Origin of the sequence: Psychroflexus lacisalsi (assembly GCF_020164495.1) — a bacterium.
Lineage (GTDB): Bacteria > Bacteroidota > Bacteroidia > Flavobacteriales > Flavobacteriaceae > Psychroflexus > Psychroflexus lacisalsi.
In genome coordinates, this window is sequence record NZ_JAIQYZ010000001.1 from 128,663 (window position 1) to 146,185 (window position 17,523).

At 34.8% G+C, this 17,523-nt stretch carries 13 protein-coding genes; 3 read left to right on the top strand and 10 right to left on the bottom strand.

The annotated features are described in order from the left end of the window. Positions 1-15 precede the first annotated feature (15 nt). From LB449_RS00635 to LB449_RS00660, 6 genes are all read right to left on the bottom strand, one after another. Positions 16-711: a LysE family translocator gene (locus tag LB449_RS00635; protein ID WP_224453141.1), complete on the bottom strand. Its 696-nt coding sequence runs from the start codon at positions 709-711 to the stop codon at positions 16-18. A gap of 41 nt (positions 712-752) precedes the next feature. After that, entirely contained in the window at positions 753-2,447 is a 1,695-nt protein-coding gene (recJ, locus tag LB449_RS00640; protein WP_224453142.1) for a single-stranded-DNA-specific exonuclease RecJ, read from the bottom strand. Between the two features lie 12 nt (positions 2,448-2,459). Then, complete coding sequence (locus tag LB449_RS00645) at positions 2,460-5,153, bottom strand: PD-(D/E)XK nuclease family protein (protein ID WP_224453143.1); 2,694 nt, start codon at positions 5,151-5,153, stop codon at positions 2,460-2,462. A 61-nt stretch (positions 5,154-5,214) separates the two neighbouring features. After that, positions 5,215-6,588 (bottom strand): OmpA family protein, encoded by a 1,374-nt coding sequence (locus LB449_RS00650; protein ID WP_224453144.1) that lies wholly within the window; start codon positions 6,586-6,588, stop codon positions 5,215-5,217. Between the two features lie 70 nt (positions 6,589-6,658). After that, a complete protein-coding gene (gene kbl, locus LB449_RS00655; protein WP_224453145.1) occupies positions 6,659-7,861 on the bottom strand; it encodes a glycine C-acetyltransferase in 1,203 nt (400 codons plus the stop codon). Positions 7,862-7,882: 21 nt separating this feature from the next. Continuing rightward, positions 7,883-11,029: a UvrD-helicase domain-containing protein gene (locus LB449_RS00660; protein ID WP_224453146.1), complete on the bottom strand. Its 3,147-nt coding sequence runs from the start codon at positions 11,027-11,029 to the stop codon at positions 7,883-7,885. A gap of 171 nt (positions 11,030-11,200) precedes the next feature. On the opposite strand from LB449_RS00660, the gene LB449_RS00665 reads away from it, so the two are divergent. Further along, the gene (locus LB449_RS00665; protein ID WP_224453147.1) at positions 11,201-11,809 is read left to right on the top strand and encodes a superoxide dismutase; all 609 of its coding nucleotides are present in this window, start codon (positions 11,201-11,203) and stop codon (positions 11,807-11,809) included. Positions 11,810-11,860: 51 nt separating this feature from the next. On the opposite strand, the gene LB449_RS00670 is transcribed toward LB449_RS00665, so the two are convergent. From LB449_RS00670 to LB449_RS00680, 3 genes are all read right to left on the bottom strand, one after another. Further along, the gene (locus tag LB449_RS00670; RefSeq protein ID WP_224453148.1) at positions 11,861-12,901 is read right to left on the bottom strand and encodes a glycosyltransferase family 9 protein; all 1,041 of its coding nucleotides are present in this window, start codon (positions 12,899-12,901) and stop codon (positions 11,861-11,863) included. A gap of 1 nt (position 12,902) precedes the next feature. Beyond that, the gene (locus tag LB449_RS00675) at positions 12,903-13,511 is read right to left on the bottom strand and encodes a DUF4254 domain-containing protein (protein WP_224453149.1); all 609 of its coding nucleotides are present in this window, start codon (positions 13,509-13,511) and stop codon (positions 12,903-12,905) included. A gap of 73 nt (positions 13,512-13,584) precedes the next feature. Further along, positions 13,585-14,511, bottom strand: a complete 927-nt coding sequence (locus LB449_RS00680; RefSeq protein WP_224453150.1) for a DUF6427 family protein — start codon at positions 14,509-14,511, stop codon at positions 13,585-13,587. Between the two features lie 46 nt (positions 14,512-14,557). Here LB449_RS00680 and LB449_RS00685 point away from each other — a divergent pair, with 46 nt between their 5' ends. After that, positions 14,558-14,806, top strand: coding sequence for a DUF6341 family protein (locus LB449_RS00685; protein WP_224453151.1), 249 nt, complete (start codon positions 14,558-14,560; stop codon positions 14,804-14,806). Here the strand turns inward: LB449_RS00685 and purD are convergent. Beyond that, positions 14,798-16,081 (bottom strand): phosphoribosylamine--glycine ligase, encoded by a 1,284-nt coding sequence (purD, locus tag LB449_RS00690; protein ID WP_224453152.1) that lies wholly within the window; start codon positions 16,079-16,081, stop codon positions 14,798-14,800. The genes LB449_RS00685 and purD overlap by 9 nt on opposite strands. 34 nt (positions 16,082-16,115) lie before the next feature. Here purD and LB449_RS00695 point away from each other — a divergent pair, with 34 nt between their 5' ends. After that, positions 16,116-17,471 carry a phenylacetate--CoA ligase family protein gene (locus tag LB449_RS00695; RefSeq protein WP_224453153.1) on the top strand — a complete coding sequence of 452 codons (1,356 nt, stop codon included), beginning with the start codon at positions 16,116-16,118 and terminating at the stop codon, positions 17,469-17,471. The last annotated feature ends 52 nt before the right edge of the window (positions 17,472-17,523 follow it).

Here is a 17,523-nt window from a genome sequence, read left to right on the forward strand (position 1 = left end):
TTATAGAAGATTCAATTACTTTTTATCCTTAGATGATTGAGCTGAAGTTTCAAAATTATTCTCAATTTCCTCAATTTTTTCAGGAATGACACCCCTTAAGATTAGAATAATCCCAAATACGATGAGTAAAAAACTGATTCCTTTTTTAAAAAGAGTAATTCGTTTGGGAGTGAGTTTTTTGTTTAGCTTTTTTGCCAGAAGAATTTTGAAGATATCTACTACTAAATAGGTGATAATGATGGTAGTAAAGAAGACAATAAGCCTTGATCCATCCATTTCTAATGAAGGTCCAAAAATAATAAGTAATCCCAACCAAAACCCTAAAACACCGATGTTGATAAAATTCAGCAGAAAACCTTTTATAACAATTCCAAAAACATCTTTGCGTTTCAGCTTTTGAACTTCAAAGTCAGCTTTTGTATAAGTAGCTCTTTTGGCTTTGATGTAAGCAATAACACCATAAATTGTAAGAATACTCCCTCCAAAAATGAAAAGAGCGGGATCATCTTTTATGCTTCTTAGTAATTGATTGGTACTAAAATAGGCTATAAATATGAATACAATATCTGCTAGAATAACACCCAGATCAAAAGCAAAGGCAGCTCTGAACCCCCTCATGGCAGCAGTTTCCAACAAAACAAAAAAGGCAGGACCTACCATGAAAGCTAAAAAGAAACCCAGAGGAATTCCAGAAAGTATATCTTGTAACATTAAGAATTATTCAATTTTAAATCAAAGTTAAGGAATTGAAATTAATATGACTTTCTGATGTCTTTCAGGTTCAATTGTAAGCTCGTATTGCCGTTCCACTCATTTTCTTCAATAGTAAATATAATATCTACTTCTGCTTTTGAGTCCAACAATGATTTTTTCTCTCCAAGACCAAATCCTATTGCAGATATAATGACTCTATTCTGAACTAAATTAGCTTTTAGATGAAGTCCATCTTCTCCCAGAGCTTTTACAAAACCCGTTGAAGTCAAATGTTTTGAGATAAAAGTAGGTTTCATGTTATTTGGTCCAAAAGGTGCAAATTGCTTCAAAATTCTTATGAATTTGGATGTGATATTTTCAAAACTTATTTCAGAATCAAATTTAATTTCAGGAATAAGCAACTCTGGATCAATACTGGATTTAACAACCTCTTCAAATTTTTGCTTAAAACTTTCAAAGTTTTTTTCTTCGATTGTTAAGCCTGCCGCATATTTATGCCCTCCAAACTGCTCAATGTATTCAGATGAACTTTCCAAAGCGTTGTAAACATCAAAGCCTTTCACCGATCTGGCTGAAGCCGCTAGCTTTTCTCCGCTTTTAGTAAAGACCAAAGTTGGTCTATAGTAAGTTTCTGTAAGTCTGGAAGCTACGATGCCAATCACTCCTTTATGCCAATGAGACTGATACACGACTGTTGTATACCTATCTTCCTCTTTTTTTTCTTTTATAATTTCGAGAGCTTCCTCTGTAATCGACCTATCTGTATCTTTTCTGTCAGTATTATACAATTCGATGTCTTTTGCGAGCTCTTTAACTTTCTCGTAATTGGTTTCACATAGAAGTTCAGTCGCCAGAAGACCATGCTTCATCCTTCCGGCAGCATTTATTCTAGGCCCTATCATAAACACGACATCAGTTATTGTAAGTTCCCTTTTTTTCACATTTTCTAAAATAGCTTTGAAGGCAGGCCGTTTCTTAGAGTTGATAAGCTTTAAGCCATAGTGGGCTAGTATTCTATTTTCACCAGTGATAGGAACAATATCGGAACCTATTGCTGTTGCTACTAAATCTAAATACTTGTAAATTTCTTTTTGAGGCTTTTCAAGTTTAGTCTGCAAGGCTTGCATCAATTTGAAACCAACACCACAACCGCATAATTCATCAAATGGATATTTGCAGTCGTCTTGTTTTGGGTCCAAAACAGCAACGGCATCAGGTATTTGATTACCTGGTCTGTGGTGGTCGCAAATGATAAAGTCTACACCTAGATCTTTGGCATATTTTACTTTATCAATTGCCTTTATTCCGCAGTCTAAGGCAATGATCAAGTCTATCCCGTTTTCTTTGGCACAGTCAATACCTTTGTAAGAAACTCCGTAGCCTTCATCGTATCGATCTGGAATATAACTTAGTACGTTAACTCCTAGACTTTTCAAATATGAGGTGAGTAGGGCGACGCTGGTTGTCCCATCTACATCATAATCTCCAAAAACCATGATAGGTTTCTCTTCAACCATTTTTTTTAAAATAAAATCACAGGCTACAGTCATTCCTTTCATGAGAAAAGGGTCATGTAAGTTTTCTAAGCTTGGTCTGAAAAAACTTTTGGCATCGTCAAAAGTTTCAATACCTCTTTTTACCAGAAGCTCAGCAATTGGTCGGTCAACTCCAATGGATTCTTGGATGTGGCTAATTTTTGAAGGATCTCCATCCTCAATTAAAGTCCAGCGCATAAGCTATTTATTCTAAACAAGTTTTTCAGTAAAAGGAATTTCTGAATTTAATATTTCCAAAATTAAAGTTTCTAATTCAATTTTGAACTCTGCTACCATTTCTTTCAAATTCAAACTTGAATCTGTACATGTCATGAAGCCTGTCTTAAGATTTTTAAATGAAACAATTCCAGCTTCAGCACCCTCATCCAAGTTATCTTCTTTCAAAAGAGCATAAAACAAAACTTGAAATGCTTTCGAATATTTATAATCTTCAGTAAAATCAACCCAATCTTTAGGTATTTTAAGCTGTTTTGCTTCTACTTTTCCTGTTTTGTAATCAATGATTCTGATTTTGTCATTAAATAAATCCACTCGGTCTACAGTTCCTTTCAACTTGATTTTGAAATCAATTCCATCTATGTCTAAGTATTTATCGCCAACTTTTTCTAGCTCTACAATTTCAATTTTATTTCTCTTCACGTCCTTTTTTTCCTGAAGGAGAAACCTCTTGATCTGTTGTTTGGCTATTTCAAAATCTATAAGATTTTTCCCTTGTCGCAAGGCTTGCTCCTGAAATTTCTTCTCAAAAAGCATTGTTAACGTTTTCGGGTAGTTACTTAACATTTTATCTACATCATTTTCTGTCAAAACCTTATTTCTGTAATTTCTGTACATAAGGTCCAGGCAGTCATGGATAACTGTGCCTAGGGTTTTATAAGAAATGTCTTCTTCAATTTCGTCCAGTTCCTTAAGTCCTAAAACATACCGGTGGTAAAAATCAATCGGATTCCTAATATAAGTTGTTAGAGCAGAAGGAGAAATACCGCTGACAAATAAAGACTTTAGACGAGTCATCATTTCTGGAGTCTTTTCTACATGCTCTAGAGATAATTTTTCTGCTTCTGTGTTTGACCCTACTGCATAACTTCTTATTGAATGTTCTGGCCTACTAAAGGTTTCCAGCTGTGTGAGAAATCTACTTTTCTCTGCTTTTTCTATACCAGAGGTAGAGTTGTTGTAGGTGAAGTGGCAATTGTCAGCTCGTTGTATTAATCTGAAAAAGTGATAGGCATAGATAGCGTCCTTTTCCCTATAAGTAGGAAGTTTATACGCTTTTTTTAAGTCAAAAGGGATAAAGCTATTCTGTGATTTTCCGGAGGGTAAAACACCTTCATTGACCGAAGTTATAATGATGTTTTTGAAATCGAGAACCCTCGACTCCAGCATTCCCATTATTTGAAGCCCTTCGTATGGGGATCCTTCAAAGTCTAAAGTTTCAGAAGAAAGCGTATCCAGGTAGATTTGATAGAAAATTCTGAAATCATTTATTAAATCAGATTCCGACAGTAAGTTTCTTAACTTATTAAACAGCTTTTTGAAACCAAATAAATATTCAAGTGATAATTTTTCTTCAAGAAAATTTAGTTTAAGCAATTCTATGACTTCAAGGCAATTCTTAAGAAATTCATCAACAGAAATATCCTGGTTATTTATACTCAATCTAAGTATTTCGGCTAAAGAGCTATTTAGATTTTCTACATCATTCAAAAAGTCTCCTTTAGGCTGAAATACAGTATTGTTTTCGTTTAATTGTTTTTTGATAAACTGAATATCTTCATTAAAAGATTTCTTAAGCGCCGGATGTTCAATCAATTCAAATATTTGCTTATAGTGCAAGTCAGTCTCATTAGAAGTTTTTATACTGAAAATTGCATCAAAAAAAGAAGCAAAGCTTGTAGTTTCCAATGGTAATCCCATCGTTACATTAACAGCTTTTATGTTTTTAGGTAAAGAATTAAGGATAGGCTGTAGCAAGTTCTCGTCACCAAGTATTAAGGCTGTTTCACCCAATTCTTGATTAGGTATTTTGGATAGAATATCCCCAATAAGTTTTGCCTGTCCGATTTTCTTTGGGACACCATAAAGACTTATGTTTTTTTGATTTCTGAAGTTGTTACTCGATGCTTCAAATTCTTTAGAAGAATAAAACGGCCAGTTTTTGGAGTATGTTCTCATGAACATTCCTGCGGAGTTAGTCTTCAATAAATGAGTGTCAATATCCCAAAATATCTCTCCTCTCTTTTCAGATAAAATATACTGGAAGATGGTTTCCTCACAAGAGTTAAGAGCATTGAATCCGATAAAATAAAACTGTTTTTTGCTAGAATCGACAAAGCTTTTCATCTTTGATACGGCCTCTTGATAAGCCATACCCTGATAAGCTTTGTTTTCTGCTTTTAGTTTTGCTTTTAACTCTTTATGATATTTAGGCAAAGTTTCCCAGAACTCGATGTAGTTCTTTACTAGTTCTGTTTTGATTTCTGAGTTTGACCAATGCTCCAGATCTTTAATAGCTTTCAGGTTGCCAAAAAATTGTTCAGAGTTAATTTGATAACGATCTATTTCATTGAAATCCTGAATAATAGATTGTCCCCAGTTGTATACTTGCTCAAGAGGTTCTTGTTTATTAGGATTTGTATTTTCTTTATAAATATCATAGAAATGAAATAGTGTTTCCAAATTATCTATGAGACTAACTTCCGAGACCTCTTCAATAAATTCTTCAATACTTTTGATTGTAGGTAATAGAAAACTTTCCTTTTGATTTTGCAAAAGCTCTTTGGAAAAGGCTTGAGCTGCTCTTCGGCTTGGTAAAATAAAGTAGCTACTGTGAAGGCTTTCAATCCCGAATCTTGAGACAACTTCCGATATAAAACTTTCCATAGGCTAAAAATAAAAAAACACCCCAACTAGGGGTGTTTTAAAACTTATATTTTGAAATTAATTATTTTTTCAAGTTAATTTCAACTCTTCTGTTTTCTGCTCTACCAGCTCTTGTATTATTGCTAGCAACAGGCTTTTCTTCTCCAAAACCAGCAGATGATAGTCTAAACTCATCTACGCCATTTTCTACTAGATATGATTTTACAGCCAATGCTCTAGCTTCTGATAGTCGTTTATTATTTTGATCACTACCGACGCTGTCAGTGTGTCCTTCTACTGTAAACTTAGCATTAGGATATTCATCTAAAATTGAAATGATAGCTTCTAACGCTTCTTCAGAATCTGCAGTAATCGTTGTTTTACCAGTTGCAAAGTTGATGGTTTTAGCATATTCATTCAATTCTTTCTGAACTTCTTCAGTAACTTCTGGACAACCATTATTTGCTTTAGTACCAGCTACATCTGGACACATATCATCTTTGTCTAATACGCCGTCACCATCTGTATCTGGGTAAGGACATCCATTATTTTCTTTTGGACCTGCCTCATTTGGACATTCATCATTTTTGTCTGCAACTCCATCGCTGTCAGCATCTGGACATCCATTAAGAGCTTTAGTGCCTGCTTCATTAGGACATTCATCTTTAGGATCTGGAATACCATCACCGTCTGTATCTGGACAACCATTAAATTCAGCTAATCCTGCAGTATCTGGACATTCATCATCTTTATCGACGATACCATCACCATCAGAATCTGGACAACCATTAAATTCAGCTAAACCTGGAGTGTTAGGGCATTCATCATCTTTATCGTATACGCCATCGCCATCAGTGTCTGTACCACCAAATGAGATAGTAATACCAGCCGAATGCTGGAAATAATCGTAATTGTCATCTTCAAAAGCAGTAGCATAAGTAGATTTAACTGTAAAAGCTATATTGTCATTAAACCAAAAGTTAATACCTAAGCCAGTGTCAAATGTTGATGCGCCACTATCATCAAGCCAATAATATCCTGCACCAATACCTAAGAAAGGGTCAAAAAATTGAGTATTCAATAAATGCTTGAAATTATACTCAACACCTGCGCCTAAATTATAAAAACTCAAGTCATCAGCAGGAACACTACCTAATTGGTCAATTTGGTTAACAGAACCACTTAATCTAGCAGAAAATCCATCTCCGACGTACCTTTTAACTTCAAGGTAAGAAACCGATGATAGAAAATTCCAGTGATCATCCAAATTAAAATATTCATCAAAAATTTCTCCACTACCTATCACTCCTGGTGAATTATCATTTCCAGCGGCATAAAAATCTACTGCGTTTGTACCGATAACTACAGCCCAAGGGTTGTTTTCATCTTGTGCTTGCGTAGTTGCAACTCCCAATGTGAGTGCAAAAAGCAAAAAAAGTTTGTTCAATTTTTTCATGTTTTTTTAGTTTTAGTTTAATATAAATCTTTCATGGTAAACAAATGTAAAATTAAAAATGCTAAATACGTTAACTTTCAATAACTTTTAAGTGTTTACCCACCTTTACAAAGGCTTCAATAGCAGTATCAAGATGCTTTTTATCGTGAGCTGCCGACAATTGAACACGTATTCTTGCCTTTCCTTTTGGCACCACAGGATAAAAGAACCCGATAACGTAAACACCTTCTTTAAGTAGCATTGACGCCATCTCCTGGGATAATTTAGCATCGTAAAGCATCACTGGAACTATTGCAGATTCCCCGTCTATAATGTCAAAACCTGCTTCTTTCATGTGTTTTTTGAAATATGCTGTGTTTTCTGTAAGTTTTTTTCTTAAAGTATCATCTTTCTTAATAATTTCAAACACTTTCAGGGTTGCTCCAACTATTGAGGGTGCAAGTGAGTTTGAAAATAGATATGGTCTTGACCTTTGTCTTAGAAGATCGATTATTTCTTTTTTTCCGGTAGTGTAACCACCCATGGCTCCTCCAAGTGCTTTACCAAGAGTCCCGGTAATAATATCTATTCTGTTTAGGACTCCTTTTTCTTCCAATGTGCCAATCCCTTTCTCTCCTATAAATCCTGTTGCATGGCATTCATCTATCATGACTAAAGCCTCATGAGTGTCGGCAAGATCACAGATTTCATCTAATGGAGCGACTAATCCATCCATAGAGAAAACACCATCAGTAACAATTAATATGTGTCTAGCACCATCTTCTCTGGCTTTTTTAAGTTGCGCCTCAAGATCGTCCATATCTCCATTTTGATATCTATATCTAGCTGCTTTGCATAACCTCACACCGTCGATTACAGAAGCATGGTTAAGGGAGTCAGAAATTATCGCATCTTCTTTGGTAAGCAGTGGTTCGAAGACTCCTCCGTTAGCATCAAAACATGCTGCATACAGTATGGTGTCTTCAGTACCATAAAAGCTTGCAATTTCTTCCTCAAGCTTTTTGTGAATATCTTGAGTACCACATATGAATCTAACGCTGGACATACCAAATCCGTGACTGTCTAAAGTGTCTTTTGCTGCTTTAACCACTTCAGGATGAGAAGAAAGTCCTAAATAGTTGTTAGAACAGAAATTGAGTACACTTTCTCCTGAGTCCAAAGTGATCTCTGAACCTTGTGGAGATGTGATAATTCGCTCTTTTTTATAAAGTCCTTCTTCTTCAATATTTTGAAGTTCTTCTTTGAGTTGTTTTTGTAATTTATTAGAATACATATAATTCAATTTTTTGCGAATTTAAACAATCTTTACTTCAATAGAATTGTTTATGTATACCAGCAACTTCTTCTTAACATTATATTTTAAACTACTTAGAGCTTCAGCATATTCATTGATTTGGTGTTTATGCTGATTTTGCGGGGTTCCTGTTTTATAATCTATCAGGAATGTATCTTTTCCTTTGAGATTCACTCGATCTGGCCTTAGGAGTTTATTTTGAAAATATATGTCTTTCTCATTCCACACTTCGTAATCGCCCTTAAAATACTCTGACAAGTCTTCGTGAGATAGAATCAAATTCACTAACTCTTTGTAATAAATTTCTTCATTCCTTCCGATATAACCGTCTTCTAAGTGCTTGCTTATTGAAAACTCAGAATCTTCCTTACGCTCAATTTTTGATAAAATGGAGTGAATTATATTACCCTTGTCTAAAGCTTCTTCAAGCTCTTTGTTCCATAACTTCCCTGCAGTTGTAACTAGGTTGAGATTCAGGTCTTGGGACGGAGAATGAAATTTTAATTCCTTATTTTGAATATTATCATTTCTATCGACTTCTTGCTTTGAAGATGAAGGTTTACCCCAGTTGTATTCAGTATTGGATTCAATATCCAAATTTTTTGTCTGTTTGATAAAGGACATAAAAAGACCAGAAAACGTATTAAGCTTTATCCCCCCACCTTTAATTCTATCATCTTCAGAAATAATAAAAAGTTCCTGAGCAGCTCGGGTAAGGGCCACATAGAAAATATTTATGTTTTCCATTTCTAAATTATTGATCAGATCAAGATAATTTTCAGAATAAAGAGGATGGTCAATATCTTTCCCTGGTTTTGTTATCAGCGCAAATGGAAGCTTATATTTTTCCGGTAGAGTCACCCAAAGATGACTGTTTAAAGTGTAATCTATCTGTTGTTTTGCGTAAGGAAAAATGACCACGGGAAACTGCAAGCCCTTGCTTTTATGAATTGTCAATATCTGTACAGCGTTTTCATTTTCGGTGCTGATAATACTCTTGGACTCTCCCTGAAGCTCCCAGTAATTTAAAAACGCATTAATACTGCCTTGAGTTTTCATTGTAAAATCAAAAATCTCGTCGAGAAAAAACTGTAAGTATGCATTTGCATTTTTGTTCAATTCAAGCTTGTGAATCAAATATTCTACAGCATCATAAAATGGCAGGGAATGGAAATAATCTGGATTTATATAATACCCTAAATCATTGATACTTTCCCAAAAAACCTCTTTATTTTTATTGAGTTTATCCTTCAAAAAGATGAATTGTTTTTCTGCTGAAAAATCAAGTCTTTGGGTAATGACTTCTAAAACTTCTGCTTTTGAAACTTCATCTAAATCATCATTTAAAATACTCAAAAGGTTTAGAATTAAACGAACCTGTTTATCAGAATTGATGAGCAAAGTTTCTGAGGAAATTATAGGAATTTGATGTTGATTCAAATATTCTGCAATGGTAATTCCTTCGTTTTTCTTTCTTACCAGGATGCAAACATCACTGAGTTTGAATCCTTGCTCTTTTTTATCATGGATTATTTTTAAAACTTCTTGCGGATAAATCTCATTTCTTTCTTCATTGGTCCTGGCTTCTATGAACTTCAGATTAACGAAGCCTTCTGATGTTTTTATTGCCTTTTGTAATAAGCTATTTCCGCTGAAAAGATTTTTCAATCTTGCATCATTAAGATGTTGTCCGACGTGCTCAAAAAAACGATTATTAAATTCTACAACGGCTTTGCTACTTCTGTAGTTTGTATCCAGGGTTTCAAGTTCAGGCTTGGTGGGGAACGGTGAATTTCCTTCGGATAAAGCAATAAATTGATGTGCGTCACCACCACGCCAGGCGTAGATGGATTGTTTTGCATCGCCAACAAGCGTTACACTTCCCGGAGTTTCTCCCTCAAACATGGAGGCAAGAGCATTTCCCGTGAGTGGTATCAAATTCTCCCATTGCATGCGAGAGGTGTCTTGAAATTCATCTATAAAATAATGCTGAAATTTTTCCCCAAGACGTTCGAATATAAAGGGAGCAGGTTGCTTTTTTATCTCATCACTTATTTTCTTGTTGAAGTCTGAAATCAACATGATATTTTCTTCTTTTTTGATGAGCTCCATTTCCTTACTCACAGCACCAAGTAGCGATAGTTGAGTAATGTTTCGGTAGATCTTTCCAAAAAATTTTCTATCAGAGAATAGCTTTTCGCTCAATTTAAATTTCTCAACTATAAAATTTTTCAAAGAGAACACAAGCTGCTTTTTGTCTTCCGTTTGTTTTTTGGTAACGTAAGTTTCTTCGTCTTCAATATTATGTTGCCAATTGGAACCAAAAGCAATTTTTGGATCGTCTTTGCTCAGTTTTTCAAAATGCTTCGGGATTGAGCTTCTGCTGAAATCCTTAAATTCTAAACCTTTACTTTCAAGGTCTTTTAAAAAATCATTTCCGATGGAAATTAGTTGATTGGTAACGGATTCAATGTCTTCTTTCAGTTGTTTTTTTAATTCAGTAAAATCCTTCAGAGTGAAATCTTTCAGTGAGTTCACATAAACTTCATCCTTTTCATTTAGCAAAAGGCTCGAAGCTTCAAAGATATCCTGGCTTATGTTTCCGCTCTTGTCATCATTTACTTTCTCAAGAGCAAAATCGATTAGGACCTCTGTCAATTCTTCTTCCTTTCCAGCTTTTTCAATCACTCGCTCTACAGCTAGCTGCAGAACCTGCTTGGCATCCATTTCAATATCAAAATTCATAGAAAGTCCAAGGTCCTTGGCGAATGTTCTTATAATCCTATGCGTAAAAGCATCTATTGTAGAAATTTCGAAAGCCGCGTAATTGTCCAGTATTTCTTTTAAAATGAAATAAGACTTCTTCTGGATTTGATCCGAGTTTAAATTTGTATTCTTTTTAATTAACTTGAACATGGCGTCATCTTCCAAATTCGTGTCAATTTTTGAAAAAAGAGTGAGGTATTCCAAAATCCTAGTCTTCATTTCTCCAACTGCTTTGTTGGTGAAGGTAATGGCTAGAATATTTTGAAAACTTGTATTCTTAGGAGATGAAAGGAGTAAGGTTAGGAAGCGTTCCGCAAGTTTAAAGGTTTTACCAGAACCAGCAGAAGCACTGTATATAGTGAAATTGGAAGAGGATTGCATTTTAAAATTTTACAGGAAAGGTAACAAAACTAAGCGTATTGTTTATTTGAAAAAGCAACTGTTGAACCTCAAATGATATTTTGTTTTAAGTAAATAATAACACCAAATAATTCAACAGCAAAGTCTTAATAGCTACTTTTGATGATAATAAATTAACAAAAAACATAAATTATGGCTTTTGAATTACCAAAATTAGATTACGCTCACGATGCTCTTGAGCCACATATCGATAAAAAAACAATGGAAATTCATCATGGAAAACACCATGCTGGATATACTAGCAAATTAAATGCTGCAATTGAAGGCACCGATTTGGAAGGTAAAACTATAGAAAATATATTAATCAACTTAGATTTATCAAATACAGCTGTCAGAAATAATGGTGGTGGTTTTTATAATCACAAATTATTTTGGAAAGTTATGTCACCAGATGGTGGAGGGAAGCCTTCTGGAGAATTAGCTAAAGCTATTGATGAATCATTTGGATCATTCGACGCTTTTAAAGATGCATTTTCCAAAGCTGCAGCTGGGCAATTTGGTTCTGGTTGGGCCTGGTTAACAGTGCATAACGGTGGTAAAGTTGAGGTAAGCTCCACTGCAAATCAAGATAATCCGTTGATGCCTAACGTAGCTCATGGAGGAACGCCAGTTTTAGGACTTGATGTTTGGGAACATGCTTATTATTTAAATTATCAAAACAGAAGACCAGATTATATTGACGCATTTTTTGAAGTCATTAACTGGGAAGAAGTATCCAAACGTTACTCGGAAAACAAATAAGTTTTGTAGACTTACAAAAAAAACTGCCTGATTGGGCAGTTTTTTTTTGCTTTAAACCAAATTTAATTTTACTTTTTCTAAGACCTTTTTGGGCTCAATATCATGCATCACTTTCTTATAGGCCTTTATCTTTTTATTCCCATAAATAGAAGTGGGTAAAAGTGGATACCTATCCAGGTCAGGTAAAAGTTGTTGTTCTCTAGTTTGACCAAAAGGAGCAAATCCTGCATAAGGATGAGTCGCCCCCCAAATAGTTACGACATCGACTCCGAACATTGCTGCTAGGTGACCATTTCCACTATCCATGGATAACATTACATTTAGGTTTGAAATTAATTGTAATTCTTCAGAAAAACTGAACTTTCCAGCCACATTTTCACAATTGTCAAAATTCTCGGAGAGTTCGTTTAGTTTTTTGGTTTCTTTCTTTCCACCTCCAAATAGGAAGATGTGTATATCTTGCTCTTCATTCAACTTAGAAATGACTTCTTTCATCAATTTGAATGGATATTGCTTAGGAGAATGTGCTGCAAATGGTGCTATTCCAACCCATTTTTTGGACTCGTCTAACTTTAATTGTGTTTTAATTTTAGCCGAAAGCGAAAGCTTTGTATTTGGTGTTTTAAAGTTTTGGTCCAGAGGCAAATTCAGCTTTTTAAAAACATCTGCATAGCGTTGATGGGAAGTTTTTAGTTGTTTCAAAACTTTATTCTTTGGCTTGGTCAGGGCTTTTTTCTCTGCACGACCTTTATCAATTCTGAAATAATCATGCCCTAAAATTTTCAGAAAACCACATAATATTCTGGATCTTAAAACATTATGTAAGTCTGCAACAGAATCAATTTTGAGCTTATGAAGTTGCTTTGCAAGTATCCATAAACCAGAAATTCCTTTATGCTGAATTTTAACTTCAGCTTTTACCACATTTATATTGTCTAAATGTTCAAACAAATGCGCAAAAAAAGGTTTGGTAAGAACCGTGATTTTTAGTTGTGGATAATTTTTCTGAAGATTAAGAATCACAGGAACCGTCATAGCGACATCACCCATTGCAGATAACCTTATGATAAGAATGTGGTCTGGACGCTTCATTTTAGCGTTTGCTTCTCAATACAGGATTCATTTCATCATCGTTATACATCTTCATCTGCTTATACACTTTCATGTACTTATCACCAACTTTAATGTCTTCCAGAAGTTGATCTATAGCGAGCGATAAATCTTTTTGCTGCTCTAGCAATACATTGAGTTTTGCTTTACAGGCCATCTGATGTTTTTCTGAAGCATCTGTCCTATTGGCTTCTTCATTCATATGGTATATTTTTAAAGCCAAAATAGAAAGTCTATCTATTCCCCAAGCCGGACTTTCCGTATTGATCTTTGCATTTGGTTTTGGTTCAATGGTATCAAAAAGATTCAAGAAATAACTATCAATATATTCTACAGTGTCTGTCCTATCCTGGTTGGAGGTGTCAATCTTTCTTTTTAATACCAATGCATCTTCAGGTGAAATATTCGGATCTCGGATAAGGTCTTCGTAGTGCCATTGTACCGTATCTATCCAGCATTTTCTGTAGAGCAGGTGCTCGATGAGCGTTTCCTTTTTATCAAAAGGATTGCTAAACTCCTGGTTTACGTCATCTTTTATGTGGTAAGTCTCAATAACACTTTGAAATATTCTATTCGCCTTTTCTGAAAACATGATTTATTATTTTGTGTGTATGCAAATATACCAAGTGTTTTTAAAACAGACTTTCATTATTGAAACTGCCTCATCAATATAAGGCTGAAAATAAAATTCCCATTATAAAAAAAATATAAAGGGATTCTTTTATCCACTTTTTTGTAGACTTAAGTTGAAAGTAGTTTCCTATTAATATTGAAAGCGGGAGTATCAAATAAATTGCATCTACAGCCAAGGGTGAGCCGTTTGAAATAAGAATTCCTGCTGAAATGAGCATAAAAAATAATATTACACTCAAGCTTTCACTTTCATGAAGCTTTGCCCGATTGTAAATACCAGATAATTGAAAGATTATCCAAAGTACTACCACTAGCAAATACCCCAATAGAACTCCGTATTTAAGCGAGTCAAAAAACGAATCCACACCATTGAATACTGGGAAATAGGTTGAACTGTGAATCCATTTGTCTTCGAAAATAAGGAAATAAGAGATATGTAGAATAAAGCCAACGGCCAGTCCCACAAAAGGAATGATGAAATGCCTGTAGTTTTGAGAGGCATACATGATGACCCCAAAATATATAACCAACAGAAATAACCAGTGAAAGGGCTCAAACCAAATCGAGATTGAAAGCAATAGGCCAGAATCGAATATCTTCTGTTTTATATTGGTATTGGTTTTTAGACTTAAAATTCTTCGGAAAGCGAGCAACAAGAAAAAGTAGCTAACTATAAATTCACTAGACCTTAAGAGTTCAGGGAAAGCAATTATAATTAGAGTAAAACTGGATACTGCAAATGTATGCTGGCTATGAATTTTATTACGTTTTACAATAAAATTCAGAAGAAAGATAACCAGTAAAAAAACCAGCAAAATACCAAGTTTACTGAAAACCAATTCAGCATTCAGATTTACAGATGTTGAAACAAAGTTTTCGATAACAAAGGCGACGGCAAATAATATGCTGAGAATTGCAAAAGCGATGGGCTTTGATTGACTAAAAAACCTTGTTAGCATGGTCTAATTTATTACTTTTGCAAAGTAAATATAATATAACAGAGACATGAAGGATTTTTTTGAAGGTATTGCAAGTTTATTTGAAGATGTTTTGTTTTTACCTTTAGATCAGCTCAGAGAATTACAAGATGATTCCTGGTGGGCTGCAAATGGCTTAAACTTCTTCTTCATATTTATCGTTTTTGTAGCCTTCATATACTGGATGAAACAGTTGAAGAATTTTGATGAGAATGATCAAGAAGATAAAAGTGTAAAAGCTCATACATTCTTAGGAAAAGATGCTGAATTAGACTAAATCCTTTCCTAAGTCTTTTCTGTAATACATTCCACTAAAGCTAATAGGTTCTACATTATTGTATGCTTTTTCAAGAGCATTTTCCATTGAGTTTGCAGATGCAGTAACCGCAATGACACGACCACCGTTTGTAACAACCTGGTCGTTTTCTTTTTTAGTACCCGCATGACAAATAAATACCTCTGAATTTTCATCCACTTTATCCAACCCTAAAATAACTTTCCCTTTTTCGTAAGCTTCAGGATAACCACCTGAAACAAGCATAATTGTAGCAGTATAATGTGGGTCAACTTCTAGTTTAACATCTTGAATTTTTCCCTCTGCAGTTTTCAACAAGACGTCCAATAAATCATTTTTAATTCTTGGAATAACGACTTCGGTTTCAGGATCACCCATTCTAACGTTATATTCAACAACAAAAGGTTCGTCGCCTACTTTCATTAGACCTATAAACAGAAAGCCTGTAAAGTCGATATTTTCTTTATGTAAACCGGCGATACTTGGTTTGACGATCTTTTCATCCACTTTTCTCATAAAAGCCTCATCTGCAAACGGAACTGGAGAAATGGCTCCCATGCCTCCGGTGTTGAGTCCAGTATCTGCTTCACCAATGCGTTTATAATCTTTTGCATTTGGTAAGGTTAAGTAATTTTTCCCATCAGTTAAGACAAACACACTTAGCTCGATTCCATTTAGAAATTCTTCTATAACCACCTTTTCTGAAGCTTTTCCAAATTTGTTGTTGGTCAACATATTCTCAAGCTCGTCCTGAGCTTCATTGAGATCGTCTAGAATTAAAACACCTTTTCCTCCAGCAAGGCCGTCTGCTTTCAAAACATAAGGAGGTTGCATTGTTTTTAAAAACTCTTTTCCAGCTTCCAAAGTCTCCTTACCGAAACCCTGATAAGCCGCGGTTGGAACCAGGTGTGATTTCATGAATTCCTTAGCACGCTCCTTGCTTCCTTCCAGTAAAGCTCCGCGTTTTGAGGGACCAATGATTTTTAAATCTGAAAACTCTTTTTTAGCATCAAAATAATCTTTAATCCCTTCTACAAGAGGTGCTTCTGGGCCTACAATGAGCATGTTGATGCCGTTTGCTTTGATCGTCTCTGCAATTTTATCAAAGTTGAGAATATCCAATTCGATATTGGTTGCGCATAATAAAGTACCCGCATTTCCAGGTGCTACAAATAATTTATGGCAGTTTGGGCTTTTAGAAATTTGATGTGCTAGAGTGTGTTCGCGACCGCCGCTTCCAAGTATCAAAACGTTCATGAGATTGTGTGCTTAGATTAGATTTCAAAAGTAAATGTTTGTAAATTGCTTCGCTAATGAAAGCATTGAAAATTCCGTGAATCGATTTAAAAAAATTCTAAGATTAAAAGGATTTCCAATTGATCAAGCTCAAAAAGAGCTTGATGTTATTTTGAATAGGTCTGAAGGAGATTTTCAAAACTTTAATGAAAAGAGAAGACAAAGTATTTTAGATTTTCATCTTAAGAATAATTCCAACTATTCTCAATTTACTAGCAAGACACACTACAATACATGGGATGAAATCCCTGTGATGACTAAAGCAGATTTACAAAAGCCCTTGAAAGACCGATTGAGTAAAAGGTATAAAACTTCCAAGGTTTTTGTCAATAAAACATCAGGGTCTAGTGGTCATCCTTTCATTTTCGCAAAAGACAAGTATGCTCATGCATTGACTTGGGCACATATCATTTGGCTATATCAACAACACGGCATAGACATGAATTCTTATTTTGAAGCTAGATTCTATGGAATTCCAAAAGATGCTGTAGGCTACAGAAAAGAACGGCTGAAAGATTTTTTGGCTAACAGGCATCGGTTTGATATTTTTGATTTATCTCAAAGTAACCTTCACAAGTTTTTGGAGTTATTCAAAGAAAAATCTTTTGATTATATCAACGGTTACACAAGTTCTATCGTTCTTTTTGCTAAGTTTCTCAAGGAACAAAATGTCATTTTAAAAGTGGTTTGTCCTACGCTAAAGATCTGTATTACAACTAGTGAAATGCTTTTTGAAGACGACAGGCAGCTGCTTGAAAATCAGCTTGGGTTAAAAATTGTGAATGAATATGGTGCTAGTGAACTCGATGTGATTGCTTTTGAAAATGAAAAGGGAGAATGGCAACTAAACAATAAAACACTTTATGTCGAGGTGGTCGATGATCATGGTTTCGCACTTCCACATGGTCAAGAAGGGGATATTGTGATTACCTCACTATACAACAAGGCTCATCCATTTATTCGTTATCAAATTGGTGATAGAGGCATCATTGACGAAAACTCAACAGTCCAAAAGCCTATTTTGAAATCTTTAACTGGCAGAACCAACGACTTTGCAATTTTGCCAAGTGGTAAAAAAGTCCCGGCGCTTAGTTTTTACTATGTTACTAAATCTGTGATTGAGGACTCAGGCCTTGTGAAAGAAATAAAAATTATACAAAAAGAGTTATCCAAATTCACGATACAATATAAAGCTGAAAGTGAGCTGGATCAAATTCAAAAACAAAAGATTACAACTGCTGTTGAAACCTATTTGGAAAAAGGATTGGAAATTACTTTTGAAAGGAAAAATGAGCTTGATCGCTCTGAAAGCGGGAAATTAAAACAATTCACCTCCCAACTGGATGGTTAAAAAAACAGTTAAAAATTTCAACTGCTCAGCAGTATTGAAATCAGAATAAAAA

Excerpts from the sequence above, each read along its gene's own strand:
- LB449_RS00635 (WP_224453141.1), bottom strand. The coding sequence starts at position 711 with ATGTTACAAGATATACTTTCTGGAATTCCTCTGGGTTTCTTTTTAGCT.
- recJ (WP_224453142.1), bottom strand. The coding sequence starts at position 2,447 with ATGCGCTGGACTTTAATTGAGGATGGAGATCCTTCAAAAATTAGCCAC.
- LB449_RS00645 (WP_224453143.1), bottom strand. The coding sequence starts at position 5,153 with ATGGAAAGTTTTATATCGGAAGTTGTCTCAAGATTCGGGATTGAAAGC.
- LB449_RS00650 (WP_224453144.1), bottom strand. The coding sequence starts at position 6,588 with ATGAAAAAATTGAACAAACTTTTTTTGCTTTTTGCACTCACATTGGGA.
- kbl (WP_224453145.1), bottom strand. The coding sequence starts at position 7,861 with ATGTATTCTAATAAATTACAAAAACAACTCAAAGAAGAACTTCAAAAT.
- LB449_RS00660 (WP_224453146.1), bottom strand. The coding sequence starts at position 11,029 with ATGCAATCCTCTTCCAATTTCACTATATACAGTGCTTCTGCTGGTTCT.
- LB449_RS00665 (WP_224453147.1), top strand. The coding sequence starts at position 11,201 with ATGGCTTTTGAATTACCAAAATTAGATTACGCTCACGATGCTCTTGAG.
- LB449_RS00670 (WP_224453148.1), bottom strand. The coding sequence starts at position 12,901 with ATGAAGCGTCCAGACCACATTCTTATCATAAGGTTATCTGCAATGGGT.
- LB449_RS00675 (WP_224453149.1), bottom strand. The coding sequence starts at position 13,511 with ATGTTTTCAGAAAAGGCGAATAGAATATTTCAAAGTGTTATTGAGACT.
- LB449_RS00680 (WP_224453150.1), bottom strand. The coding sequence starts at position 14,511 with ATGCTAACAAGGTTTTTTAGTCAATCAAAGCCCATCGCTTTTGCAATT.
- LB449_RS00685 (WP_224453151.1), top strand. The coding sequence starts at position 14,558 with ATGAAGGATTTTTTTGAAGGTATTGCAAGTTTATTTGAAGATGTTTTG.
- purD (WP_224453152.1), bottom strand. The coding sequence starts at position 16,081 with ATGAACGTTTTGATACTTGGAAGCGGCGGTCGCGAACACACTCTAGCA.
- LB449_RS00695 (WP_224453153.1), top strand. The coding sequence starts at position 16,116 with ATGTTTGTAAATTGCTTCGCTAATGAAAGCATTGAAAATTCCGTGAAT.